Source organism: Microbulbifer okhotskensis (genome assembly GCF_023895975.1).
GTDB lineage: Bacteria > Pseudomonadota > Gammaproteobacteria > Pseudomonadales > Cellvibrionaceae > Microbulbifer > Microbulbifer okhotskensis.
Map to the genome: position 1 here is coordinate 1 of NZ_JALBWM010000063.1, position 24,090 is coordinate 24,090.

A 24,090-nucleotide genomic window follows, 5' to 3' on the forward strand; every position below is an offset into this window, starting at 1 on the left:
CTATTTTAGGTCTATTCTGTTCGTTTTTACACCGGTTTATATGGGACAGCCCTGGGTATAGTACCTAGCGATCCGAAACAGTTGGATCACCTACTCTCAGATCTTCAGGCTATTAAACGAATAGTAGAGGATCTTAATTTACTCTCCCTTACCGAGGCTCGCCAGTTAAAAGTTCATACACAAGCCACAGTATTAGCTGATGTAGTTGCAGAAATTCACAGTAGTTACCAGGAAAAAGCCACAGCAGAACATATAGAGATGCCTTTAGAGATCATTGACCGGCGTGTGGCTTCAGTCGATATATCACGATTTCGGCAAATACTGATCAACCTTTTGGATAACGGCTTTAAATATGCTGCACACGGCGGTTTCCTCGGTATTAGCGTAGTGCCTGAAGGTGATTGGATCACTATTCAAGTGAGAGACCAGGGCCCGGGTTTGAGTCACAATCAGCAGCAAAAAATCTTCGAGCGCTTTTACCGCCAGGATCCATCTCGCAGTGACAAAAAGAGCTTGGGTTTGGGCCTCGCCATTAGTCGACAACTGGCCGAATTGATGCACGGCACTCTCGAAGTTGCAAGTGCAACAGACCTCGGCTGCACTTTTGTACTGCGCTTTCACACACAGTTTCAAGATTCTTGATAATTCCCTGACATTTTCCCCAAATACTGCCTTACCTAGATTACCGAATAGCAGTAAAAGGGGAAAATTCAATGAAACAGATAATAGCTTCTTTAGTGGCAATGGCTTTGCTCGGTGGCTGCACTACAGCCCAAGAACTTCTGCAAAAACGCTTTACTCACCTACCAATGAGAATGACGGCTGCTGGACACGTATACGTTTATGGAAGTATTGAGCCTATTCAGGATTACCCTCTGATTATCGATACAGCAGCTAATTCTGGAGTACTTCCCATAGCCTTACTGGAAAAGCTGCACTTATCTGCAAGTAATATCGTAAAAGAGGAAATTCAGGGCGCCACAGGTAAGATGGAAATGCTTACCGGCACAGTAAGCCATATTTCGCTGGGAGACCAAACTATCTCTGATATCACGTTTATATTTTTTGACAAGTCCAATTCAGCGTTAACCAATGGTCTGATTCCCGGTATTGTTGGACATAACTACTTAAAAAATTATTGCATTGAATTTGACTTTAATAACGATCAATTTAATTTGGCGGAAAATGGCTGCCCAAAACATATTACCGCCAACTTAAAAAAAGTGCCCTTTGTTATCGATGATGAGTTTATCAAAACTCGCGCCACTTTTGATGGCGTTGAGGTGGATGTCATTCTAGATAGCGGTGCCCCTCGCAGCTTTATCAATAATGCACTCTTGTCCCTTCTAGAAAATGTTGAGATTGGTGAGCAAACCAGCACCTATGGACTGACAGCGCACCAACAGCAAAGAACCGAAATCCACCAAGTAGGCTATCAATTGGGAAAACATGCCATTTTGGAACCAAATATGTATGTGGCAGACCTCTCGATATTCGATGACCTGGGATACCAAAAAGAGCCTTTCTTACTCTTGGGATTAGATTATTTCAGGGATGGGCGCTTAGTAATAGACTACCAAAATGGCGCCATCTACTTTTAACCCGCCAATATTACTTCAATCAGGGAGTGTAGTTTAAGCCCACTCCAGCACAACGCCAATCACTAGTTAGATCTCTCCTCGTGGATTACTTCTAAACTATTTAATCGGCAATGCTTGCCGAAAATAGTCTCGACAGGTCAAAGGCAGAATAATGGAATCAGCAGGCGACACTGAAAGTCGCAATGGCGATAGAAAAACGCCGGGAAAATGGATTTCCCTGCTGGCTCCAATCCCTCCAGCACTGATTGCCTTGTCGCTACTCTACCACCTACCCGACATTTCCGCCGGCCGTGAATTTTCCTTCGGCTTCACTTGGGTATCAGAGCTGGATGTCTCCTTTCGCTTCTATATCGATGGTTTGAGTTTCCTCTTCGCTTTACTCATTAGCGGTATCGGATTTTTTATCACGATTTACGCAGCTGAGTACTTGCGTGGAAACCCGCTATTACGTCGCTTTTTCTTGTATTTATACCTGTTTATGATTGGCATGCTGGGTTTGGTGTTGGCATCCGATCTGATTACTCTATTTGTCTTTTGGGAAGTGACGACGGTTGCCAGCTATCTGCTGATCGGGTTTAACCACGCCAGTGCTGTTGCCCGCCGCTCGGCTCTGCAAGCTCTGCTAGTGACGGCACTGGGAGGACTTTGCCTGCTGACAGCGTTTTTATTGTTGGGGGAAATCTCAGGCAGCTACGACCTGCAAGCACTGCTGACCAAAGGCGAGCAGGTGCGGGCCAGCTCGCTTTATATTCCGGTTCTATTGCTGGTTCTGATTGGCGCATTTTCCAAATCAGCGCAATTGCCATTCCACTTTTGGCTGCCCAATGCCATGGCAGCCCCCACCCCGGTAAGCGCCTACCTGCATTCCGCCACCATGGTCAAAGCCGGCATCTATCTCCTCGCACGCCTGCATCCGGTGCTGGCGCATACCGAGTACTGGGAGTGGATTTTAACCTGTACGGGTATTGCCACTGCTGCTGTCGCTGCGATAGCCGCCCTGCGCCAGACGGATCTTAAACTTGCACTGGCGTACACTACGGTGATTGCCTTGGGGACCATTACCATGTTTTTGGGTTCCGATGCATCCGCCGCTGTTGCGGCTGCCATTACCTTTCTGTTGGTGCACTCTTTTTATAAAGCCGCTCTATTTATGGTGGTGGGAATTATTGACCGACAGACCGGTACACGAGATTTAACCAAGCTCCACGGTCTGGCGAAATTATTGCCCCTCGCCTTTATCGCCGCCCTTGCCTCAGCACTATCGATGGCTGGATTTCCACCATTCCTAGGATTTATTGGTAAAGAACTCAAGTACGAGGGGGCTCTGGCAGTGGCTTCTGAACCGGCACTGGTGGGTACCGCGGCAATTTTTGCTAATGCAGTAACAGTGACGGTTGCAGGTATGGTGGCCATCAAGCCATTTTTTGGTCCTCCTCCTGTAGATATAAGCTGCATTCAACGAGCGCCACCAGGTCTGTGGATAAGCCCGCTGGTTTTAAGTGCGTTTGGCCTGACTTTCGGTCTGGCGCCAGACCTGATAGGTGGGGGACTTGTTGAGCCTGCGCTCACCTCTATATTGGGACTTCCCGAAACCATTGACCTTAAACTCTGGCACGGAATTAATGTTCCGCTATTGATGAGTATTTTCACTTTTGTGTTTGGGGTATTTATGTACTTAAAACTCAAACAATTGCGCAGCTGGCTAAACTGGGATTTCACCCATGCGCCCACCAATGCCGATGTACTCTGGGATAAATCACTGGAGTATTTAAAATCTTTTGCCGCCTTGCAAACCCGCATTCTGCAAAACGGAATTATGCGGCGCTATCTTACTGTTATTTTTGTCACCCTTTCCCTGGCACTAAGCTATGCACTGCTGCACACAGGTCAGTTTTCACTGGAGTTTGTCTGGCCAAACTTAAATCTGAAAGAGTGGGCTGCAGTTTTATTAACGGTGGGCGGTACCTTTACCGCAGGTGCAGCGAGTAGACCCCTGGTGGCCATCTGTGCACTGGGAGCCCTCGGTGTGGGGATTACATTGATCTATCTTTTCTTCGGCGCGCCAGATGTGGCTATTACACAAATTTTGGTAGAGACCCTCTATTTGGTATTAATTGCCGCAATATTACCGAGACTCCCCGTTTTCAGCCGCAGTAAGAAGGTTCGCTTTCGCCCCCGAGACGCGGTTCTCGGTGGTATCGTTGGACTGCTGATTACTGTCAGTATTTTGGTTGTTTTGCAAACACCTTTCGAAAGCCCTGTCAGCGAATTTTACAAGGAAGCCGCTGTACCCGAAGCTCACGGACGAAATATCGTCAATGTCATTCTGGTGGATTTCCGCGCTCTGGATACCTTTGGGGAAATCATAGTGGTCTTTACCGCAGCAATCGCTGCCGTAACCTTACTCGGTCATCAATTAAGACGGGGAAAGCAGTGAACTCTATTATCCTACAAACGGCGACTCGCGTACTGGTTGCTCTGATTTTAGTTTTTTCCGTTTATATGCTGTTACGTGGTCATAATTATCCGGGGGGCGGATTTATCGCTGGATTAATCGCCGCATCAGCTTTCGCACTTTTTGCCATGGCGTGGGGGATGGAAGCGGCACAAAGTGCATTGCGGATTCCCCCCGGAAATCTTGCGGTGAGCGGGGTTGCCTTGGCCGGCCTCTCTGGACTCATGGCCATTTTTTATGGCGATGGCCCATTTTCCGGCCAGTGGTTAACACTGATAGGCGCCAAAGAGGAAGACGGTATCGTTATCAGTAATGTTCTCTTTTTTGACATCGGAGTGTACCTGACAGTATTAGGTGCCGTGCTCACACTGATATTCGCTCTGGAAGAGGCCAGCTGAAATGGAAGGTCCCCTCGCGGTGGTTGTCGGTATCCTGATCGCCACCGGCGTATATCTTATGTTGGCCCGGGACTTGCTCCACTATTTATTTGGTTTGGTTCTGATCAGTAATGCAGCAAACCTGGCAATTTTTATCGCAGGGCGGTTAACCCGCGCCTCTCCCCCCTTGATACCAGAAGGGCAAGAAGCTCCACAAATTGTTGTTGCCAACCCTCTACCCCAAGCACTTATTCTGACTGCGATTGTAATTGGCTTTGGCCTTCTGGCGTTTGCCCTGGCACTCATTGCGCAGGTATACCGGGAGCTGGGAACCCTGGATGTAGACCGCATGCGCATTGCCGAACCCGTTAGGCCCAAAAGGAAAAAATCCCTTTGAGCTGGTTACTGGCCCTGCCATTTTTTATTCCTATCACTACTGCGTTAATCGCTTTCCTGGCGCGCGGACGCAAACACCTGTGCTCTGTCATTTCCATCACGGGTTGCTTTGCTGCCCTCTGCGTCAGTATCGCTATTGTCACCCTGGTGGTAAGCGGCGGCCCCCAAGCTGCGCAGATGGGAGACTGGCAAGCGCCTTATGGAATTACGCTGATTGCCGACAGACTCAGCGCTGTCATGCTGTTGATCAGCGCCATTGTAGGGTTGTGTGTCGCTCTGTTTGCGATTTCCGATATTAATGAGAATCGGGTAAAGCTGGGTTTTCACTGTTTTTTCCAGCTGCTATTGGCCGGTGTCAGTGGCAGTTTTGTTACTGGAGATTTGTTCAATTTATATGTTTGGTTTGAGGTCATGTTGATTGCCTCTTTTGCTCTGCTGGTACTAGGGGGTGAGAAGATACAGCTGGACGGCGGCATCAAATACGTTGCCCTCAATTTGGTTTCTACACTGCTGATGCTCACCTCAATCGGGTTGTTGTATGGCCTCACCGGCACCCTCAATATGGCACAGCTGCATATCTCATTAGCAGAAGTGGATAATCCCGTAGCGATATCGACATTAGCCGTTATTTTTATCTGTGCATTCGGTATTAAGGCGGCAATATTTCCTTTGTTTTTCTGGCTGCCGGCCTCCTACCATGTGCCCCCGGTCGCTGTTACTGCCGTATTTGCCGGTCTCCTGACCAAAGTCGGCGTCTATGCCTTAATTCGCACCTTTACCCTGATTTTTCCGAATGATCTGGGTTTTACCCAGAATATTTTGCTTGGGGCGGCACTACTTACAATGCTCACTGGGGTTTTGGGGGCCGCGGCGCAATATGAATTCCGTAAAATTCTCTCTTTCCATATCATCAGCCAGATTGGCTTTTTGATCTTGGGGCTCGCTCTGAATAGTCCACTGGCACTGGCTGGAACTGTGTTTTATATGATTCACAATATTGTGGCAAAAACCAATTTGTTTCTTATCAGCGGCACTGCCCAGCGCCTGGCGGGAAGCTATGAACTCAATGAAATCGGTGGTTTGTACAAAGCCAGTCCGTTGCTTTCTACCTTTTTTTTTATCGCCGCATTCAGCCTTGCTGGATTCCCGCCACTTTCTGGGTTCTGGGCAAAACTACTATTAGTCAAAGCGAGCCTTGATCAAACGGCCTATTTTGTTACCGCGGTGGCGCTGATTACGGGTGCCCTGACGCTATTTTCCATGAGTAAGATCTGGGCGGAGGCTTTCTGGAAGCCACACCCCCAGGGACACTGCAAGAGCCTATACAGCCTAAGCGTCGCAGAGCGTTTACAGCGCCTGCTGCCCGTATCACTGTTGGCAAGCATCACCCTTATTTTGGGCTTTATGCCAGAACCTTTTATTGAATACGCCCTGGGTACTGCAGGAGAGCTGTTACACCCCGATGATTACCTCGAGGCGGTACTAACTGGCTCGAGCCATTAAACTGAATGTGAATAGACGGAAATGCGTGTTTTTCTATTAAATTTATTACTCGCTATCAGCTGGTCTGTTCTTACCGGCGATGCCACTGTCGACAATTTCTGCTTTGGATTTTTAATCGGGTTCTTGGCGCTGCGTGTCTCTCCGTGGTTACCTGGTGGGCAGGGTTACTTTACACGCTTACCACGAATCGCCTATTTATCCTTTTTTTTTCTGGAGGAGCTGGTACTTTCAAGTTTGCGTGCCTCTTATGAGGTGTTTTCACCCAAACTACAAAGCCGGCCTCTGGTTGTACGGCTGCCCATGGAGAGGCTGGATCAAAATCAGATATTTTTACTCACCAATTTGATCTCTCTCACCCCAGGGACCATGGTCCTGGATGTAACACCGGACAATGACGCCTTGATAGTGCACACCATGTTCGTCAGCGACCCGGAAACCTTTCGTGAAGAAATTCGCGAGGGGTTTGAAAAGCGGGTTAAAGAGGCCACCTCCTGATGCTGCTGACCATCATCGATGTACACTCTCCGCTGGTCACCGCGGCGATCAACATCGCCTCTTTCCTGCTGTTGCTTGCATTGGTGATGTGCTTTCTACGTATCGCATTGGGTCCCACCCTGGCCGATAGGGTTGTCGCCTTGGATGTTTTGAATATTCTCGCGGTGGCCTACTGCGCGCTACTGGCCATAGCATCCGGGCAGCCTGTGTATCTGGATGCCGCCATTGCCCTGGGATTGGTCGCATTCTTAGTGAGTGTGGCCTTTGCCCGATTTATCGAGAAAAGTGGCAAGCAAACAGTCACCCACGATAAGGAAGAGCACCATGACCTTTGATGAGATTTTTATCGCCCTGATTATTCTGATGGGCAGTTTCTTTGGTTTCAGTGCCGCTTTAGGGCTTCTGCGTATGCCTGATTTTTACACTCGCATGAGTACATCAGGCAAGGGTGCCACCGTGTGTTGCGGGTTGTTGCTGGCAGGGGTCGCACTGCTGTTCAATGATGCCCAGGTTACTGCCAGGGCCATCGCGGCCATTCTGTTTCTATTACTCACAGTGCCTATCGGGGTCCATATGATCGCTCGCGCCGCCTATCGAGCCGGTACTCCAATGTGGCGGGGTAGTGGCACCAAATATAGATTTAAAAACCCCATGCGTAATATTCAGTAGTAACCCCTGCTCCTAGTGCTTAGCCGCACCGTAGAGCTCCTTAATCACGGCTTCACTGCGTTGACGTAAGTTATCTTCACAGAAATCTTGCAGGATGACATGGCCCATTTTCCGACCCGGCCGAAGCTTTTTGCCATACCAGCATACGCTCTGGTTTAGCTGCTTGGGAGCAGTATCGACACCGAGCAAATTCACCATTACTACCGGCTGAGGACAGGAAGTGTCTCCCAGGGGCATATCCAGTATCGCGCGTATATGATTGGTAAATTGACTGGCCTCAGTACCCTCCAGCGTCCAGTGACCGCTGTTGTGCACTCGCGGCGCTACTTCATTGATGATCAAGCCGCGATCACAAATAAAACACTCAACAGCCAATACGCCTACGTAATCCCAATCCCTTAATAAGGTCTTGAGGTAATGCTCGGCCACAGCGACAAGCTCTGGATTTGCGTACGGAGCCCGGGAGAGTATGAGAGTACCCTTCTGGTGGCGATTTTCCGTCAACGGATAAGCTTTAATCTCACCAGATACCGAGCGGGCACCGATAATCGAAACCTCGCAGGCGAAATCCACCCCTGCCTCGACCACACACTCCTGACCACTGGTTTGTGGCAGCGCGGCTTCCAATTCTTCAGCGTTTGTGACGCACCATTGATTCTTGCCATCGTAGCCATTTTCACAGCTCTTAATAAATGCCGGAAAGCCCAACTGATCGAGCGCACCACGCAGCTCCGTTTCTTTCAGCGCAGCCACAAAGGGCGCTACGGGCAGGCCGCAGTCTGTCAACGCGCGCTTCTCTCTGAGTCGATGTTGAGCTTTCTCAATAATATGTGGGTCTGGATATATCGGGCAGAACCGCTGTAGGGCACGCAACAAACCCACACTCACCTGCTCCCGCTCACTGGTAATGACCTCCGGGCAGCCCAGTGCCTGATACAGAGCTTCTGCGCCCTGGCCCTGCTTCCGCTGCACTATGACTCCCAACCCTTGGACACAGTCGGTATTTTCACCGCCTTCTGCCAGGAAACTGAATTCAACGCCCAGGGGGCGCCCCTCTTGAGCCATCATCTGGGCCAGCTGGCCGCAACCGATTATGGCGACTCGTCTATTGCTCACAACTATCTCCAATCACTCAACCGTGATCGGGACCTGCTCAGTCTGGCGCTCGCGCCAGGCAATCAGGCGCTGCTGCAATTCATCGTCACACAGAGACAACATCTGCGCAGCCATCAGGCCGGCATTGTAGGCACCGGAAACACCCACCGCTTGGGTGGCCACTGCTACGCCCCGAGGCATCTGTACGATAGAGAGCAAGCTGTCCATACCGGTCATAAAACGGCTCTCGATAGGTACAGCAATCACCGGCAGCGGGCTTATTGCTGCGATCATTCCCGGCAGGTGAGCGGAGCCGCCGGCGCCAGCAATAATGACCCGAGTGCCAGACTCATGGGCACGGCTGGCAAAATCTACCAGTCGTTGAGGCGTTCTGTGAGCCGATACCACCGCAGTGGCAAAAGAAATCCCGAGTTCTTCCAGCGGCCGAGTGGCGTTGCTCATCGTGGACCAATCTGAGCGGGAGCCCATAACAATGGTGACTTTTTCAAAGGGAAGCGGCTTCACTTGCGGTTAACTCCAATGTTGAACGAGTGCCAGATAGACGGGAATCGCCACCAGCACATTGAAAGGGAAAGTAATGGCCAGGGACAAAGTTATCGACACACTGGCATTGGCCTGAGGCAAGGCGGCAGACATGGCCGCGGGCACTGCAATGTAAGAGGCGCTACTGCCGAGCACCGCGAGCAGGAAAATACCACCCGGTGACAGCTCCAATAAACTCCCCAGAGCTGCGCCAGCAGCACCGCCAATAAGCGGCATAAGGATGCCAAGGCTCAGCAGGAAGGCGCTCTGACCCCGCACATCGGGGAGTCGCGCCGCTGCTACTCGCCCCATTTCCATCAGGAAAAGCGCCAATACACCGTGAAATAAAGTGCCAAAGAAGGGCATGACCGAGGCCGTGCGCTCTCCGCCCCAAGCACCGATCACAATGCCACCAAGTAACAGAAGTACGCCTTGGTTGCAGGTCACCTCGTGAAACACCCGACACTTGCCCACATCCCCCATTGCCTGCCGTGCCAGCAGTATGCCCACGATAATTGCCGGCACCTCAAGCAGCGCTACGAACAGAGGAAAATAGGCTTCGTACTCAATGTCCTGAGACTGCAGTAACGCCACGGCAACCGCATAGGTGGCAACACTGACGGAGCCGTAGTGAGCGGCAGTCGCCGCCGCATCTACACGCGACCACTTACCGACCCAGCGCAGGATAGGGAAGGCGACCAACGGCAGGAGCGCCCCCAAAGCCAGCACAGCCAGTGATTGGGGCAGCAGGGTGGCAGCTGAGTATTTACTCAATGACACACCACCTTTTAAACCAATGGCGATCAACAGGAAGATGGTACAACTCTGGTAGAGTCCGCTCGGCAATCTCAGATCGCTGCGGACAAATTGTGCGAACGCACCCAAGAGGAAAAAACCAACAACAATATCCAGCGGCACCTTTAGCGCTGCTCCCGCCGTTGCTTGGCGCTATCAGAGACAACCTGAATACGCTTCGGAGAATACTCCAGCAGCCAGTAAGCAGCATTCGCCAGAAGGATCACCAAGCCAACGACCATCATGGGAGTTCCGCTGATACCGGCAAGATTCAGTGACAAGCCTGCACAAAGCACCAATATGCCGACAGCGACACCAAAATTCCGTTGCGACCTCTTCATTGATAATGCCCTCACGACTTGTTGAAGTGCACGCATTATCAGTATTGCTATTGATAGATAAAAATAGATATTTATTATGTAAAGTATAAGTAAAAATCTATATAGGTGGTTTTGTGCCTACCAACCGAGCCCATGCCCGTATCGGCACCGTGCGTCAACTTGAAATACTGCTCTGCGTCTATGAGCTGGGGAATATCAGTGCCGCTGCTAGAGCACTGCACCTGACCCAGCCCAGTGTCTCTATGCAACTGGCCAAACTATCGGAGGCCGTAGGCTTGCCGCTTTACTACTCAGTAGCCAGGCAACTACGATTTACTCAAGCCGGACGGACACTGGTCGAAAGTGCCCGTGAGATTCTGAAGAGCTACGAGTACCTGGAGCTTAAGCTGGCCAAGCTGCGAGGGCTTGATATTGGCTCGTTACAACTGGCGGTGGTGACTACTGCCAAGTACTTTATCCCCCACCTTATCGGGGAATTCTACGAGCGACATCCGCACCTGGATATCCATTTTAGGGTGGGCAACCGCCAGCAAATTGTCGATTACACCGGGGAGGATGACGACGATTTCTATGTTTTCAGCCATCCCCCCAAAAATCAGGATCTGGAGTTAGTCGAATTCCTGCCCAATCGCCTGCTGGCCATTGCCCCTGAAAAGCACCCGCTGGCAACACGAAAAAATATTTCCCTACAGGAGTTTGCCGACTGCCCGTTTCTACGCCGGGAAGAGGGTTCCGGCACTCGACACGCTATTGAGCATTTCCTGCAGAAGCGCCATGTCGATCCGAAAATTCGCATGACCATCGAGAGCAACGAGGCCATCAAACATGCGGTAATGTCCGGCCTGGGGGTTTCTATTTTATCGGAGCACACTTTGGCTTTTGGCGGCCGCTCAGGCCTGTCGATACTGGATGTGGATGAGCTGCCGATTGTCACTCATTGGTACCTGGCACGACGCAAGTCGCGGCCCCTGTCTCCAGCAGCCCAGAAGTTCCTCGAATACGCTCGCAATCTGGAAAAAGTACCTCTGGGCAAGCTGCTATAGCCGTAAATTGATGACCAGCATCGTCATAAGGGTCCTCGGTGGCCACGCCCAAATGGCCTCCTACCCAACCTTCCCCACTCAATCAAACCGCCAAATAATTTAGGCTTCTAAATTTGAGAAATATCCTGCGCAATTTCTCAGCCCTGCTACTTTTTGGATTACTTGGCCAATGCACTTTCAATTTTTATGCGCCAGAGGCATAGATGGCAGATAACTTGCCTCCGCCAATCCCTAGATTCTAAAAGATGGATACTGTGATGAGCGTTAAAGGAATTACCAAAAAATTATTTACCCTTTTTCTCACTCTCGCTGCCCTGTCAGCTCAAGCTCAGGAAGACTGGCGCGATATTGAGTGGGGTGAATTTATTGTACGATTTGGCTTCAGTTACGTGCAGCCAAACGACGATGGCACATCACTAAAATATCGTGTTTTACAGCAGTGGGATCTGTATAACACCAGCTGGCAGATTGACACAGCCCACACTTGGCAAATATCCGGCGTCTGGCGGCCCACTGATCGATGGGGGCTGGAACTTGTCCATATCAACAGCGCCAACTATGGAGTCGCACTCGACAATTTTACCGGTAATTCTGGGCGCGACAAAATACAACTCGGCGACTTTAGTGCTTCAAGCACATTCGCATTTGCCAATTGGTATATGCTGGACCCTTCGTATATCACCAGACCCTATATTGGGGCAGGTATTAATTACACCAATTTCCATACTGTCGATATTAGTCGTCAATTCAATGAGTACCTGCTGGATTCAGATTTTTCCACTGCTCCGGGATCCTTCAATATGGGACACTCCTGGGATTGGGGATTGCAGGCCGGCGTCGATTTTAATTTTGACTTACGCCGCTGGAGATACCCGGTTTTGGTTAATCTGTCTACCATCTATTATCTCGCAGACACCGATGCTACCGTCGACTTCCCCACCGAACTGGGAAGAGATCGCCTGTACGCACACTTTGATTACAACCCCTGGATCATTAATTTTGGAGTAGGTACAAAATTTTAACGGCAAATGCCAAAAAACCTAAAAACAATAATTTATTTTGTGCATCAGATACCTAAAAAGGAATAACTGTGTCCCTACAAACTGCTGGATACATATCGCCTTTAATGAGAGTAAAATTACACCTGTCCTTGCTGATCGCTATGGGACTGGTCTCTATCTCCTTTGGTTCCAGTGCAGACTGCGACCCAGGCAATAATGGTACAGCGGCCGCTGATCAAATTACCTGTAGCGAAGACTATGATCCGAATGGCGAAGATATCAATTTATTTGCAGGAAACGACTCTGTGACTCTCAGTGGGGGAACCGCAGAGAATATTTATGGTGGTGAAGGTGATGATCAGATCATTATTTCCGGAGGAGTGATTAATCAGTTAGTCGATGGCGGTGAGGGGAGTGACACAATTACTCTGGATGATCGCAGTAGTGATGTTGGAAATTACCTCTATGGCGGCGGCATCCATGGAGGTGCCGGTGATGACACTCTGATTTTACTCGACGGCTTATCTTTCCATGTATGGGGAGGGGACGGCAACGATTCCATTACCTTGGATGGAGGTTTTGTGTTCAACTACCTGGATGCCGGCGATGGCGATGATTATATTTACTGGGATGAGGGTATTAGCAACGAAATCCGTGGCGGTTTAGGATCTGACACTTTAATAATCGATTCCCACTCTTTTGATGGCGATGCCATTCTAAATGGAGGCGATGATCTCAGCTCAGAGGATGGGGATATCGACAGCTTAATCTTTAAACTGGATTATACCGTCGATGGCAGTTTATTAAATAACTGGGAGAGAATTGTAGTCTGGGGAAGCTCAAAAATGATACTCACCGGCAACTTGGCTGTCGGCGGTGGCCTGGATACAGAGGGCGTTCCACTCGGTCTTGATATCCGTTGGGGTGGGCAAGTTTTCTTTGACGCTGACAGTTTTATCATCTCCGGGGATGTCTCCAATAACGGAACTATCGACCTCGCCAATAATAAGTTCAATACCCTTACTATTACCAAAGACGACAGTGGAAACCATGGCCATTACCGCTCCGACGCCGGTCGCTTGTGGATGGATGTTGTTCTCAGTGATGATCTAGCCGATAGCGACCAGCTAATTGTGAAGGGGGGCAGCTCTGGCACCACAACGATTTCCATTTTCAATCAATCGGGTACCGGGGCACGTACACAAGGAAATGGCATCAAACTGGTTTCCATTGAAGGGGATTCAACTGCACGGTTTACTTTAAATGGCGACTATGTAACCAAAGATGAACAGCAAGCAGTGATTGGCGGGGCCTATGCCTATACACTACACAAGAATGGAACAGCCGCTAATAACGATGGTGACTGGTACCTCAGGTCTGTGGTTGATAATTCCAGCCGCTTTTCCGAAGGCGGAATGATTCGCTGGCAACCCGCCGCTGTCAGCTATGAAAGTCTACCGCAAATTCTCAGATCCCTTAATATTCCCACCTCACTCCGCAGTCGTCTTGGCAATCGTTACTGGGTTGCCACTGATTACCGCGATGAGAATAGTCGTGAATATCGAGAGGCTTATGAGCAAACCATTGATAATCAAGGCTTATGGATAAGAGACTCCGTCCGGCATATTACCCTGCAACCGAACGAATCCACTACCCGGGCCAGCTGGAATCAAACCTATTATCAAATTCAGCTGGGTTTTGACCTACCCATCGGGGTCTCGGTATTTGGGAGCCAGCTTATCGGCAGCGCCGCACTCCACTATGGAGATTCAAACAACGACATCAGTTCTTTCTTTGGCGATGGCTCAATTGATGCCAGTAATTATGGCGTCAGTGGTTTTGTTACTTGGTATGGCCCAGAGGGCGTTTATATTGATAGCCAGTTAAAACTCAGCTGGTTCGATTTTGATATGGATACGAGCGCATTGCGAAGCCTGAATAACAGCAACGAAGCCTTGGGCTATGCCCTCTCTGTAGAAGGCGGTAAAAGTTATCGACTCCACAATTACTACTCAGTAACGCCTCACGCCCAACTGATTTATACCTCAGAAGAAGCCAATAATTTGATAGATATCTATGATGTACAAGCAACGGATATCAATAACAATGGATTTATGCTTCGCCTGGGCAGCATCTTTGAAAAACGTAAGAGCCAACGAAAAAATAGACGACAAATGTATGGCTCTGTCCCTCTGGAGCGATTCAGTCTATTTGTAACACCCAGCCTGATTTATAATATTGATCAAAAAACAAACCTGCTGATATCAGGGACTCGCCTGACTCAGGAACCCGACACCTGGTATGCCGAACTTCGCTTGGGTGCCAGTTACGATGAATGCGGAGATCACTGCTCTATCTATTCAGAAATTCACTATAGTAGTAGTCTTGAAAACTTGGGGGGTAGCTTTGCCGGAGGATTGGAGCTTGGCTTTCGTTACAAATGGTAATATCAATAACAAAAGCCTTACAAAACAAGAATTTTACTTAAATTTTAATTTGATTCTAGGTATCAAACAAAACTACTCCATCAGTATATTGGACAAGTTATATTCAGAGAATACTGTGCGAATTTTATAGTCATTACCACACCTACCCTTTAAATTTTGCTTTTTCAGGCCGGTTGCCTGACCTCCAGGTATGGTTAAAAATCGATCTCTCCAAAAGCGCACATCCTCAACACGGGCACATCGAATACCCTGCCTCAAGCTCATTGCTTTAAGCCATATATCGTCGGCCTTAGGGCATAGCTTCATAAACTTTTCTTTGTTTAGCGCATCGGGATGCAATGCGCCCGGATAATACAATACGCCCCCTACTCCGGTTGGGAAAACCCGATAGGAAGGAGTGATATTCATATCTCCTCTCCAGCTATCCCGGGTAGTTCTCCATTTATTGTAGGGTAGAACATTCCCTTGTTTATCAACTTCAATTCTATGAGAACGATGGCAGTAAATATGATCAGGATCTTTTAAGTACGATTGATACAGCATATCAACCATATCTACAGGGTAAAGTATATCGTCATCAACAGTAACTATTAGACTATCCGGAAATTTTTTAAAAGCATAAAAATACTTGGTATAAGGACCAAGATCTTCATCAACAAATTCCACTTGCAGACCACGCTCCATCTGCCGCCTTAAAAGAGAAGGCAAAACCCGGCCAGGGAAATCTTTTAGCGACAGCCAAAGCACAATCAAATCCGCCTTAAGCGACTGCTGGAACAAACTCTCTATACACAAATAAAGATCATGTATCCGCTTATCATAACTGGTTAGGGATATAACAATATTATGTTTTTCAGAGTTCCCCACTCCCGAATCACTGCTAACCAAAGCAGATTGCTCTAAAATCCTCACCCTGAATAAAGCATCCAGCTTTAAATTATTATTAATTCTGTTCTTTTTATTGCGCTTTGCCGAAAAATCCTTGAACATAAATTGAATTTAAAACCCCTTTCAATCAAACACCAAGATCACCAATAAAACCCAGGCAATCATACCTAACCAGCAGCCCTGGGCAAACTAAACAAAAGTAGCATTTTACGATATATGATTTTTTATTTATGGGAGGCAGCACACAACTTCCCATTGTAAAAAGACAAAATGAGCCATTGAAATCTGAACCGCAAATAGAAATATAGGTTTACTTTTTATTATCATTTAACGCAAATAAATACCCCGTAGTATCCACACAGCCTAGGCTGGCAGGTGCAGAAGATAATCGCAACCTATCCGCACTGTCATAATACGCACTTACCACCAGTGAATCATCGGGTATTTCGGGCAATCCCAAAGCTTTATTGTCTATCCAATCTGACCACCCGCTCCGGCTGCATCTGCCGCAGTTTGCTTCTTAGTTCCACGGCGACCATAAAAGGCTAGAAGCACACCAGAAGGGAACATCAATACACCGTATACCGCTGAAGGAACTGACATCTCACTGGAGTGTAAAAGAGTGAGGGTTACCATCATGCCAATGGTACTATTCTTAATACCCAGCTCAGTGGCTACCGCAACGCCCTCGCGCTTGGGAAGCCCGGAAATTCGACTTATCAACAGCCCCAGCAGTACCCCACTTAAATTCAGCAAGATGACTGATGGCCCAGCCTGGATCATGAGATCCGCTATCCGGTCACGAATCCCCCATATAAGACCCACCACCAGAAGCAATAACACCACCCCACCAAAAATACTGACTATGCCCTCCGCACGGCGAGCCAATTGAGGCTTCCATGCTCGCAGTGACATACCTACCAGCACTGGCAAAAGAACAATTGTGGATAACATAGCCACGGTGCTTGCAAGCGGAAGCGTGATTGTTTGCTCAGCACCAAAGTAAGATTGCAAAGCATAGTTGGTGAAAAGCGGTAAACTGGCAATTGTCACCAGACTGGCGGAAACGGTTAATACAATGGAAAGTGCGACATTTCCGCGAGCCATCAGGGTGAATAGATTGGAAGTAGTGCCACCGGGGCAGGCTGCAATAATGACCAACCCAACGGCAATTGCCGGGGGCAGATCAAGCCCCCAACAGAGCGCGATAGCGATAGCCGGCATCAGAAGGATCTGGGCAAAGGTACCTACAATTAGCCCGCCGGGCCTCACCGTCACCTGATGAAAATCCTTGGCGGTTAAGGTCATCCCTATACCCACCATAATGATAAACAGTGCTACTGGCAGGCCGATTGATATCAGGGGTCCGGATTCCATAAGCTCCTCCAACGTTCGTCACTTTAAGAAAAAACTCAATCTAAGACCTCAAATCAGAGCCAAAGAATCTTTGCAAAAACACTTTAAATAAAGCATTGATGACGCCGGCTGTACATCATAGGTATGTGTGGCCACACGAAAGTACAGGGTTTACTTGCGAGAAGGCTTTTCAACCTGAGCGGTGCTGATTCAGTAAAAACTTGGATTTCAGATTCTTAAATGTGCAATTATTATTTTTAGTTGTTTGGATTGTGAGTCATTTGGGGGAAACTCCAAACTACACACTGATCCTCACTGTATTTTAACAATATACAGAAATTTGATGGCTCGGGAAACGATGCAAGCTACTATGATGGGCCCCCTAAAAAGTGGACGGGTAGAAAATTGGGACAACTTTATCTGGTCCCTGGCAACTGCCGATATCCCACTGAGTGATCACGCTATACCCCAAAATACAACGGCGTGCGAATTGCCATGGCTCGCCAGTAGCCGGCGGAGCCGTCTACTCGAGTACTTCTCTACTGCTACCGTGAGGCACAAACTCCAATGCCAGCTTGACGCGCACCTGACCAACCGTAATAAATCCAAACCCACCAACCGCCTCGGGATCTACTTTGAACGGCTCTGGTTATTTGCCTTTCTGCACCATCCAGACTATGAACTGCTCCATCACAATCTACCTTTGAGACAGAATGGCAGGACCTTGGGAGAGCTGGACTTTGTCGTCCGCCACTTACCCAGTCACTGCTGTGAACACTGGGAGATGGCCGTAAAATTCTATCTACAGTTACCGGACAAGATATGGATAGGTCCCGGCCTCAAAGATCGTCTGGACATCAAGCTCGCAAGAATGTCCAGTCACCAGCTCCCCCTGATCAAACAACCAGGGGTGAAGCCACTGCTGAGGGATCATAAGCTGACAATAGATCGCCAGTGGGCACTGATGCCAGGGCGACTATTCAAGCCATTGACTGATATGCCCCAAGTACCCTCGTCCCTGGAAAGCCCCCTTTCCTGGTGGGCAGACTTTAGCCACTTTCAAGATTTCTTTCTGAACTACAATCCCACCAACAGCGCCTCGTGGATAGCCCTACCCAAATCTGCATGGCTGGCCCAACAGCGAATAATTGACAATACTGAGAGAGCTCACAACCTTGAGAGCCTACTTGATGCCATCAGCCAACGAGGCTTGACCGAACCCTTGTGTGTTGCAGCGACCGGCTCGCGAGGTGAAATCACCAGAGGGTTTGTCGTAGCCGACGACTGGTGCCATAGAGCCCAAATGACTTTGAACCAATGAACAACCTTACATGGGGAAAGCCCGCAAACAGAGCTTGATTCTTATTAACACAAAGCCCCAACTCCCCCAACAATCAAATTTTTTCGGATTGGTGATTGACATAGATCAAGTTACCTTTACAATTTTCAGAAATTTCTGAAACTTAAGAAAAAAATGAAACTATCGAGTCAAGCCCAAGCATTTGTATTGCATTTTGGCGAAATGGGGAGTCGCTGGGGGTTCAATCGAACCGTCGGGCAAATGTTCGCCTTGCTGACCATTCACCCCTCTCCACTGAATGCCGAGCAGCTGGCTCAGGCACTGAAAATCAGCCGTGGCAATGTCAGCATGGGACTTAAGGAGCTTCAGGCTTGGCGACTGATTGAGCTTCACCACCAACCGGGTGATCGCAAAGACTACTTCACTACCGCTGGGTCAATTTGGGACCTTGCACGCACTGTGTTTGAAGAGCGCCGCAAGCGAGAGCTGGACCCTACCCTGAGTCTACTGCGCCAACTGTTGCTCAATGAGCCCCAGGACGATCTGGATGCCCAGGCCCAGGAAAAAATCCAGGAGGTCTACAGCTTGCTGGAACTGCTCGAAGAATTTACCAATACGCTTAGCAAACTAGAACACCAGGACCTGCTTAAATTGATGAAGCTGGGCTCCGGTATCGTCAAACTTTTGGAGTTCAAGAGCAAGATGACGGGCGGGCCAAGCCGCTCCAGCTAGCGCCATTGAATTCGGCGTTAGGGCCATTGCCACCGATTTCGATACCGCATTTGCTACTTGTAACACAGCGTTTTTCCGGGACGGCACACACCAGCTTTCCCCCAGACCTGAACAACCCCAGCAAGAATTCGATCCGGCACAAAACAATTTGCCAGATTAAGCGTGGCGCAAGGATGTGCCACTACCGATCCCATATCGGTTGCTGCAGGACGGTATACGCAGAAACAGACACCTGCCTCTATATTTTCCTGCAGCGCCAATTAGCGCAGGAACCGCAAATTGGCGTACTGGTTCATAGATCTCAGACCAGCAGAGGCTCCCATGTTAGATACCCTGATCCTGTCGCGGATCCAGTTTGCAACGAATATCAGCTTTCACATACTCTTTCCGACGATCACCATTGCCCTCGCATGGATCGTTTTCTTCTTTAAATTGCGTTATGACCAGACCAATAACCCCGTATGGATGCGAGCTTATCGTTTTTGGGTGAAAATCTTTGCCCTCACTTTTGCTCTCGGCGTGGTGAGTGGTATCACCATGTCATTCCAATTCGGCACTAACTGGCCTGGATTTATGGCTCAAGTTGGAAATATTGCCGGCCCGCTATTAGGCTACGAAGTCCTTACCGCATTTTTCCTCGAAGCCACCTTTCTCGGCATCATGCTGTTTGGTATCAATAGAGTTCCAAGCAAAATCCATACATTATCGGCGTTTATTGTGGCTTTAGCCACAACACTGTCAGCTTTTTGGATTATTGCCCTCAACTCCTGGATGCAAACTCCCGCCGGATTTGAGATGCGCGATGGCGTCGCTTACCCGGCAAGCTGGATGGAAATCATCTTTAACGCCTCCTTCCCTTACCGACTCACGCATATGCTGCTTGCCTCGGGATTGACCGCTTCCTTTTTTGTTGCCGGTATTTCTGCTTACCGGATTCTCAAAGGTGACCCCAAGCGCGCTCCGCGACTTGCCCTTAAAACCGGGTTGATACTTGCAGCAGTCTTTATTCCCCTACAAATTTATATGGGGGATCTTCACGGCCTCAATACTTTTGAACACCAACCACAAAAAGTTGCAGCCATGGAAGGAGTTTGGGAGACCGAGCGAGGGGCGCCACTACTGCTCTTTGCCATACCAGATGCTGCGGAAAGGACCAATCACCTGGCCGTCGGTATCCCTAAGATGGCCAGCCTTATTCTTACCCATGAATGGGAGGGGGAAATCAAAGGTATAAACGAGTTTGCTGACAACCACCCCCCTGTAGCCCCGGTATTTTTTGCTTTCCGGATTATGGTGGGAATCGGCCTGCTGATGCTTGTCGTCGCATGGGGTGGGGTCTACCTACTACGCAGGGGAGAGCTGCCTCGCTGGATGCTTAAAACCTTGGTCGCCATGACATTCTCCGGCTGGATCGCTACATTGGCAGGCTGGTATGTCACGGAGATTGGCCGGCAACCCTGGCTCGTTACCGGTGTATTGAAAACTGCTGACGCTGTTACTCCTATCCCTCCATCCCATGTAGGTTTTTCCCTGACGCTCTACCTGATCGTCTACGTCATATTGCTATACGCCTACATACGAACATTGAAAGTCATGGCTTTGAAATCAGTAAAGGTCGAGGAGTTCGAAACCCAGGAATTGCTCGCCGGCAGCAGCTTGACCAATCTGCCGAAGCCCCCTAAGAAAGCCCCTAAAAAGGACAACAAAGGAGAGACAAAATGACCGGTAGCGCATCATCAGCAGCATACTGGCTACCCGTTGCCTTCGTCGCATTGATGGGCTTGGCAGTACTGGTTTATGCAATTCTCGATGGTTATGATCTCGGGGTTGGCATATTGCTGCCCCTCGGAGAAGAGGAAGAAGCACAAAGAGACACCATGATCGCCTCAATAGGGCCATTTTGGGATGCCAACGAAACTTGGTTAGTCCTTACAATCGGGTTATTGCTCATCGCATTCCCCATTGCCCACAACCTGGTTCTGATGCATCTCTATATCCCCGCAGCGATCATGCTTGTGGGGCTGATAATGCGAGGCGTGGCATTTGACTTTCGCGCCAAGGCCGCGATCGATCGCAAGTTGACCTGGGACCGAACCTTCAAGGTAGGCTCAATTATTACCAGCCTCGCCCAGGGGTATATGTTGGGCCAATACGTGATCGGTTTCCGGCCGGACTGGTCGGCACAACTATTTTCAGCCCTGAGCGCCCTGGGGGTGACCGCCGCCTACGCCTATATTGGCGGTGCCTGGCTTGTTCTGAAAACTGAGTCAGGCCTGCAACAACGTGCTGTGCAATGGGCACGCCGTGCGGGCAGAGCTACCCTGCTCGGGGTAATTTCTGTATCGATCATCAACCCGCTGGTAAATCCCACGGTATTCGACCGTTGGTTTACCTATCCATTGGTTATGTTTGTATTGCTGGTACCCACCTTATGCTTCATCGCCTTTGTCAGTAATGACGTCCTGTTAGCGCGCCTGCCCAAGCCGGCAGACCGGCACAGAGCACTGCCTTTCTTTACTGTCGTTTTTATCTTTCTTCTGTGTTTTATCGGCCTCGCCTTCAGCTTCTTCCCTGATATCGTTCCCGGCCAACTCAACATTTGGCAAGCTGCCAGTGCCACTGCGTCTTTGAAATTTATTATGGTCGGCGCAGTTATCGTAGTCCCAGTGATTCTGGCATACACCGCTTTCTCATATTATGTGTTCCGCGGTAAAGCGACAGAGCTACATTATCATTGACGTAAATTCTATTTGGCTGGTAGAGATTTCTCGCTAGCCAAATTAAATTTATTAATACGGAACTATCCCACAAATCAAACAACTTCTTCTTGCCCGCCTTAATTTGGTACGATTATAATAATCAATTCCAAAAGACAATTTTTACATGGAAGTAAAGCGTATGCTTGGTCACGCCAGTGTCGCTTGTCTAAAGGGGGAGGTAGTTTGAACCAAATTGATCGACGCGCTATTAGCCGACGCGACACCGCCAGTCCGCGTAAACCACAACGTAAGAACGGCAGGGAGAAGTATGAAAAACTTCTCGACGCTCTTGAGATATTAATCACAGAACAAGACTCTACCGACATCAGCCTTGCCAACCTAAGCCAGGTAGCAGGTGTTCCGGCAGCGTCTGTCTATCACTTTTTTCCCAGTGTTGACGCCAGTCTGACCGCCTTAGCCGAGCGCCACTACAAATCTTTTGGTGACGTGGTGCTGGGTCATTCAGATTTTTCTCCGTCGGAAAGTTGGCAGGATATGCTTTGCCAGCTCTACGACTTAGTGCGCGGCTACTATCAGGAAAACATCGCAGCCCTCAAGGTGCATTTTGGCCCCCAGTCCAGCTGGGCTCTACGTCAGCTGCAGATGGAAAATAATTGGCGTCTGGCAGATACCTTGATAAAGAATATGTCTCGGGAATTCGAATTGCCGCCATCTCAGGATTGGCGGGACCGATTCATGTGCGCCATTAATATCAACGACTCTTTCTGCTCCCAGTCGTATTCCCGCTTTGGGAAAATAACCGATGATGCGGCAGCAGAAGGGAAACGTGCAGCAGCCGCTTACCTGAAACTCTATCTGGGAGAACTTCTACAGCGGCGACAATTGCGCTTTGCTCCACTGGAAGCTTCTGCCTGAAAAACACTTAGTGCCTAAAAAAGAAAAGCCCGGCCATCATGCTTGAAGCCGGGCTTTTTTATACCGGCTCAATACTGGCACATAAAATCAAATCCCTACTTACCCCCCCTTTCAGCCAAAAAATTTAGAAAAAAGAATATTTACTACTGAAAATATTTCCAATTTCCCCAGTTATTTCTATTGGTTATATAAACCACAAAAACCATGATATTTGTAATTAAGATTACCGTCGGATAGGTCAGGTGCCTGTACTTTTGTGACTAACAAGACTGAACCTACAATAAAAAGTAGGATTATTGCGAAGAATGTGGAGGTACCTTATGCCTATTGCCTCACACGAGCTGTCAGTTGACTTTCCCGAGTACGCTGAGAGCATCAAGCGACTGATTGAAGACGATCTTCAGTTCAAACTAGAAAACGACATCTATAGCAAGCTCGACAAGCAGATAAGAGGCCTGCAGGATAGCGGGATTGGGACTGATGACGACCACTATTGCCGCTTAAAAAAGCAACGGGCCTACTTAAAACAGCATCTATATAATCGTGTGACAGCAACGATAACGCAACACTAGCGCGCTTCCGCGGATAATTTCGACTCCAGCGGTCGCAAAGAGCTCACTGACCGGGTCGGCAATTTTTGTGAGCCTGCTCTGTGCAACTATATCTGACCTTCTCCTCCCCCTTTGCCAGGCAAGCACGAATCTTGGTGCAGGAGCAAAAACTAAACTCCGTTGCCACGGAGCGCTTTTCTCACCCATTTCATAATGAAGATGAGTTGTTGTGCAGCAATCCTCTGGGTAAAGTCCCCTTCTTAAGTTTGGACAATGGCATATCAATTATCGATAGCGAAATTGTCTGTGCCTACCGGGATAAACGCTTAGGCGATGGTCGCCCCAGTCAACCTTTGAACGATCATTGGGAACTACAAACCCTACACAGTGTGTGCTCCGTGCTGATGGATACTGCGGTTCACTTACAGATGGAAAAATTACGCACACGAGAAGGATTAAGGTCCGAATTTTGGAGGAAACGTTACCTTAGTGCCATTGTTCGATCCCTCGACTACCTGGAGAAAAACCTAACAGCACTTCCCAGGACACTCAGCCTTGTCCATATCAATCTGTGCTCAGCTTTATCTTATATTGACTTTCGCCATGAAAATATCGACTGGAGGCTCAAACACCCACAACTGACGCTGCTCGCTAAAACCCTTGAAGCCAAAGAAAGCTTTACGTCTTGTAAACTGCATGAGTAGTAATACTTCACTTAATCAACACTTAGAGTACATCCCCAAACTTTCTCACTAACCATGGGCGGCACTACACTTGGCAGCTGGGTCATCGCCCAAGGAAAAATCTGGGAAGAGGGTGTTCAAAACTCTGTGTCAGCTAAACGGTTTATAGGCTGATGTATTTCTC

The 24,090-nt window shown here is 48.9% G+C and carries 25 protein-coding genes; 19 read left to right on the top strand and 6 right to left on the bottom strand.

Annotated elements, in window-relative coordinates; all coding sequences use genetic code 11:
* Window positions 1-81: 81 nt before the first annotated feature.
* From MO867_RS13910 to mnhG, 9 genes are all read left to right on the top strand, one after another.
* A complete protein-coding gene (locus MO867_RS13910; RefSeq protein WP_252469866.1) occupies window positions 82-642 on the top strand; it encodes a sensor histidine kinase in 561 nt (186 codons plus the stop codon).
* 71 nt (window positions 643-713) lie between these two features.
* Window positions 714-1,601 (top strand): aspartyl protease family protein, encoded by an 888-nt coding sequence (locus tag MO867_RS13915; protein ID WP_252469868.1) that lies wholly within the window; start codon window positions 714-716, stop codon window positions 1,599-1,601.
* A 151-nt stretch (window positions 1,602-1,752) separates the two neighbouring features.
* A complete protein-coding gene (mbhE, locus tag MO867_RS13920) occupies window positions 1,753-4,038 on the top strand; it encodes a hydrogen gas-evolving membrane-bound hydrogenase subunit E (protein ID WP_252469870.1) in 2,286 nt (761 codons plus the stop codon).
* Complete coding sequence (locus MO867_RS13925; protein ID WP_252469872.1) at window positions 4,035-4,454, top strand: Na+/H+ antiporter subunit B; 420 nt, start codon at window positions 4,035-4,037, stop codon at window positions 4,452-4,454. The genes mbhE and MO867_RS13925 overlap by 4 nt, the downstream gene beginning before the upstream one ends.
* Before the next feature lies 1 nt (window position 4,455).
* Window positions 4,456-4,830 carry a Na+/H+ antiporter subunit C gene (locus MO867_RS13930; RefSeq protein WP_252469884.1) on the top strand — a complete coding sequence of 125 codons (375 nt, stop codon included), beginning with the start codon at window positions 4,456-4,458 and terminating at the stop codon, window positions 4,828-4,830.
* Window positions 4,827-6,332 carry a Na+/H+ antiporter subunit D gene (locus MO867_RS13935; RefSeq protein WP_252469886.1) on the top strand — a complete coding sequence of 502 codons (1,506 nt, stop codon included), beginning with the start codon at window positions 4,827-4,829 and terminating at the stop codon, window positions 6,330-6,332. The genes MO867_RS13930 and MO867_RS13935 overlap by 4 nt, the downstream gene beginning before the upstream one ends.
* 21 nt (window positions 6,333-6,353) lie before the next feature.
* Window positions 6,354-6,827 carry a Na+/H+ antiporter subunit E gene (locus MO867_RS13940; RefSeq protein WP_252469888.1) on the top strand — a complete coding sequence of 158 codons (474 nt, stop codon included), beginning with the start codon at window positions 6,354-6,356 and terminating at the stop codon, window positions 6,825-6,827.
* A complete protein-coding gene (locus tag MO867_RS13945; protein ID WP_252469890.1) occupies window positions 6,827-7,162 on the top strand; it encodes a cation:proton antiporter in 336 nt (111 codons plus the stop codon). The genes MO867_RS13940 and MO867_RS13945 overlap by 1 nt, the downstream gene beginning before the upstream one ends.
* Window positions 7,152-7,496, top strand: coding sequence for a monovalent cation/H(+) antiporter subunit G (mnhG, locus tag MO867_RS13950; RefSeq protein ID WP_252469892.1), 345 nt, complete (start codon window positions 7,152-7,154; stop codon window positions 7,494-7,496). The genes MO867_RS13945 and mnhG overlap by 11 nt, the downstream gene beginning before the upstream one ends.
* A gap of 12 nt (window positions 7,497-7,508) precedes the next feature.
* Here mnhG and MO867_RS13955 read toward each other — a convergent pair whose 3' ends face one another.
* Genes MO867_RS13955 through MO867_RS13970 form a run of 4 tightly spaced genes read right to left on the bottom strand, consistent with a single transcriptional unit; the run spans window position 7,509 to window position 10,270 of the window.
* Window positions 7,509-8,612: a 5-(carboxyamino)imidazole ribonucleotide synthase gene (locus MO867_RS13955; RefSeq protein ID WP_252469894.1), complete on the bottom strand. Its 1,104-nt coding sequence runs from the start codon at window positions 8,610-8,612 to the stop codon at window positions 7,509-7,511.
* Window positions 8,613-8,624: 12 nt separating this feature from the next.
* A complete protein-coding gene (gene purE / locus MO867_RS13960; protein WP_252469915.1) occupies window positions 8,625-9,116 on the bottom strand; it encodes a 5-(carboxyamino)imidazole ribonucleotide mutase in 492 nt (163 codons plus the stop codon).
* 6 nt (window positions 9,117-9,122) lie between these two features.
* The gene (locus MO867_RS13965; protein WP_252469917.1) at window positions 9,123-10,052 is read right to left on the bottom strand and encodes a sodium-dependent bicarbonate transport family permease; all 930 of its coding nucleotides are present in this window, start codon (window positions 10,050-10,052) and stop codon (window positions 9,123-9,125) included.
* Between the two features lie 2 nt (window positions 10,053-10,054).
* Complete coding sequence (locus MO867_RS13970; protein ID WP_252469919.1) at window positions 10,055-10,270, bottom strand: hypothetical protein; 216 nt, start codon at window positions 10,268-10,270, stop codon at window positions 10,055-10,057.
* A 113-nt stretch (window positions 10,271-10,383) separates the two neighbouring features.
* On the opposite strand from MO867_RS13970, the gene MO867_RS13975 reads away from it, so the two are divergent.
* The 3 genes from MO867_RS13975 to MO867_RS13985 all read left to right on the top strand — a co-directional run bounded on the left by MO867_RS13975 (window position 10,384) and on the right by MO867_RS13985 (window position 14,761).
* A complete protein-coding gene (locus MO867_RS13975) occupies window positions 10,384-11,313 on the top strand; it encodes a LysR family transcriptional regulator (protein WP_252469931.1) in 930 nt (309 codons plus the stop codon).
* 257 nt (window positions 11,314-11,570) lie between these two features.
* Window positions 11,571-12,335, top strand: coding sequence for an OmpW/AlkL family protein (locus tag MO867_RS13980; RefSeq protein WP_252469933.1), 765 nt, complete (start codon window positions 11,571-11,573; stop codon window positions 12,333-12,335).
* A gap of 104 nt (window positions 12,336-12,439) precedes the next feature.
* Complete coding sequence (locus MO867_RS13985) at window positions 12,440-14,761, top strand: autotransporter family protein (protein ID WP_252469935.1); 2,322 nt, start codon at window positions 12,440-12,442, stop codon at window positions 14,759-14,761.
* 72 nt (window positions 14,762-14,833) lie between these two features.
* On the opposite strand, the gene MO867_RS13990 is transcribed toward MO867_RS13985, so the two are convergent.
* Together MO867_RS13990 and MO867_RS13995 are read right to left on the bottom strand one after the other, a co-directional pair.
* Entirely contained in the window at window positions 14,834-15,751 is a 918-nt protein-coding gene (locus MO867_RS13990; RefSeq protein WP_252469944.1) for a hypothetical protein, read from the bottom strand.
* A 369-nt stretch (window positions 15,752-16,120) separates the two neighbouring features.
* Window positions 16,121-17,026, bottom strand: coding sequence for a bile acid:sodium symporter family protein (locus MO867_RS13995; protein ID WP_252469946.1), 906 nt, complete (start codon window positions 17,024-17,026; stop codon window positions 16,121-16,123).
* 322 nt (window positions 17,027-17,348) lie between these two features.
* On the opposite strand from MO867_RS13995, the gene MO867_RS14000 reads away from it, so the two are divergent.
* The 7 genes from MO867_RS14000 (at window position 17,349) to MO867_RS14030 (ending at window position 23,927) form a co-directional block, all read left to right on the top strand.
* A complete protein-coding gene (locus MO867_RS14000; RefSeq protein ID WP_252469959.1) occupies window positions 17,349-18,326 on the top strand; it encodes a DUF1853 family protein in 978 nt (325 codons plus the stop codon).
* 153 nt (window positions 18,327-18,479) lie between these two features.
* Entirely contained in the window at window positions 18,480-19,037 is a 558-nt protein-coding gene (locus tag MO867_RS14005) for a GbsR/MarR family transcriptional regulator (protein WP_252469974.1), read from the top strand.
* A 321-nt stretch (window positions 19,038-19,358) separates the two neighbouring features.
* Window positions 19,359-20,759: a cytochrome ubiquinol oxidase subunit I gene (locus MO867_RS14010; RefSeq protein ID WP_252469976.1), complete on the top strand. Its 1,401-nt coding sequence runs from the start codon at window positions 19,359-19,361 to the stop codon at window positions 20,757-20,759.
* Window positions 20,756-21,775 (top strand): cytochrome d ubiquinol oxidase subunit II, encoded by a 1,020-nt coding sequence (locus tag MO867_RS14015; RefSeq protein WP_252469978.1) that lies wholly within the window; start codon window positions 20,756-20,758, stop codon window positions 21,773-21,775. Before MO867_RS14010 ends, MO867_RS14015 begins: the two co-directional genes overlap by 4 nt.
* A 204-nt stretch (window positions 21,776-21,979) precedes the next feature.
* A complete protein-coding gene (locus tag MO867_RS14020) occupies window positions 21,980-22,672 on the top strand; it encodes a TetR/AcrR family transcriptional regulator (RefSeq protein WP_252469980.1) in 693 nt (230 codons plus the stop codon).
* A gap of 320 nt (window positions 22,673-22,992) precedes the next feature.
* The gene (locus MO867_RS14025; protein WP_252469982.1) at window positions 22,993-23,244 is read left to right on the top strand and encodes an HP1242/YdcH family protein; all 252 of its coding nucleotides are present in this window, start codon (window positions 22,993-22,995) and stop codon (window positions 23,242-23,244) included.
* An 80-nt stretch (window positions 23,245-23,324) separates the two neighbouring features.
* Complete coding sequence (locus MO867_RS14030) at window positions 23,325-23,927, top strand: glutathione S-transferase N-terminal domain-containing protein (RefSeq protein ID WP_252469984.1); 603 nt, start codon at window positions 23,325-23,327, stop codon at window positions 23,925-23,927.
* Window positions 23,928-24,090: the final 163 nt, after the last annotated feature.

What these genes read in the sequence shown, in the direction of transcription:
- MO867_RS13995 (WP_252469946.1), bottom strand. Translation starts at nt 17,026, where the DNA reads ATGGAATCCGGACCCCTGATATCAATCGGCCTGCCAGTAGCACTGTTT.
- MO867_RS13970 (WP_252469919.1), bottom strand. Translation starts at nt 10,270, where the DNA reads ATGAAGAGGTCGCAACGGAATTTTGGTGTCGCTGTCGGCATATTGGTG.
- MO867_RS14015 (WP_252469978.1), top strand. Translation starts at nt 20,756, where the DNA reads ATGACCGGTAGCGCATCATCAGCAGCATACTGGCTACCCGTTGCCTTC.
- MO867_RS13940 (WP_252469888.1), top strand. Translation starts at nt 6,354, where the DNA reads ATGCGTGTTTTTCTATTAAATTTATTACTCGCTATCAGCTGGTCTGTT.
- mnhG (WP_252469892.1), top strand. Translation starts at nt 7,152, where the DNA reads ATGACCTTTGATGAGATTTTTATCGCCCTGATTATTCTGATGGGCAGT.
- MO867_RS14010 (WP_252469976.1), top strand. Translation starts at nt 19,359, where the DNA reads ATGTTAGATACCCTGATCCTGTCGCGGATCCAGTTTGCAACGAATATC.
- MO867_RS13930 (WP_252469884.1), top strand. Translation starts at nt 4,456, where the DNA reads ATGGAAGGTCCCCTCGCGGTGGTTGTCGGTATCCTGATCGCCACCGGC.
- MO867_RS13945 (WP_252469890.1), top strand. Translation starts at nt 6,827, where the DNA reads ATGCTGCTGACCATCATCGATGTACACTCTCCGCTGGTCACCGCGGCG.
- MO867_RS14005 (WP_252469974.1), top strand. Translation starts at nt 18,480, where the DNA reads ATGAAACTATCGAGTCAAGCCCAAGCATTTGTATTGCATTTTGGCGAA.
- MO867_RS13980 (WP_252469933.1), top strand. Translation starts at nt 11,571, where the DNA reads ATGAGCGTTAAAGGAATTACCAAAAAATTATTTACCCTTTTTCTCACT.
- MO867_RS13985 (WP_252469935.1), top strand. Translation starts at nt 12,440, where the DNA reads ATGAGAGTAAAATTACACCTGTCCTTGCTGATCGCTATGGGACTGGTC.
- mbhE (WP_252469870.1), top strand. Translation starts at nt 1,753, where the DNA reads ATGGAATCAGCAGGCGACACTGAAAGTCGCAATGGCGATAGAAAAACG.
- MO867_RS13990 (WP_252469944.1), bottom strand. Translation starts at nt 15,751, where the DNA reads ATGTTCAAGGATTTTTCGGCAAAGCGCAATAAAAAGAACAGAATTAAT.
- MO867_RS13915 (WP_252469868.1), top strand. Translation starts at nt 714, where the DNA reads ATGAAACAGATAATAGCTTCTTTAGTGGCAATGGCTTTGCTCGGTGGC.
- MO867_RS14025 (WP_252469982.1), top strand. Translation starts at nt 22,993, where the DNA reads ATGCCTATTGCCTCACACGAGCTGTCAGTTGACTTTCCCGAGTACGCT.
- MO867_RS14000 (WP_252469959.1), top strand. Translation starts at nt 17,349, where the DNA reads ATGGCTCGGGAAACGATGCAAGCTACTATGATGGGCCCCCTAAAAAGT.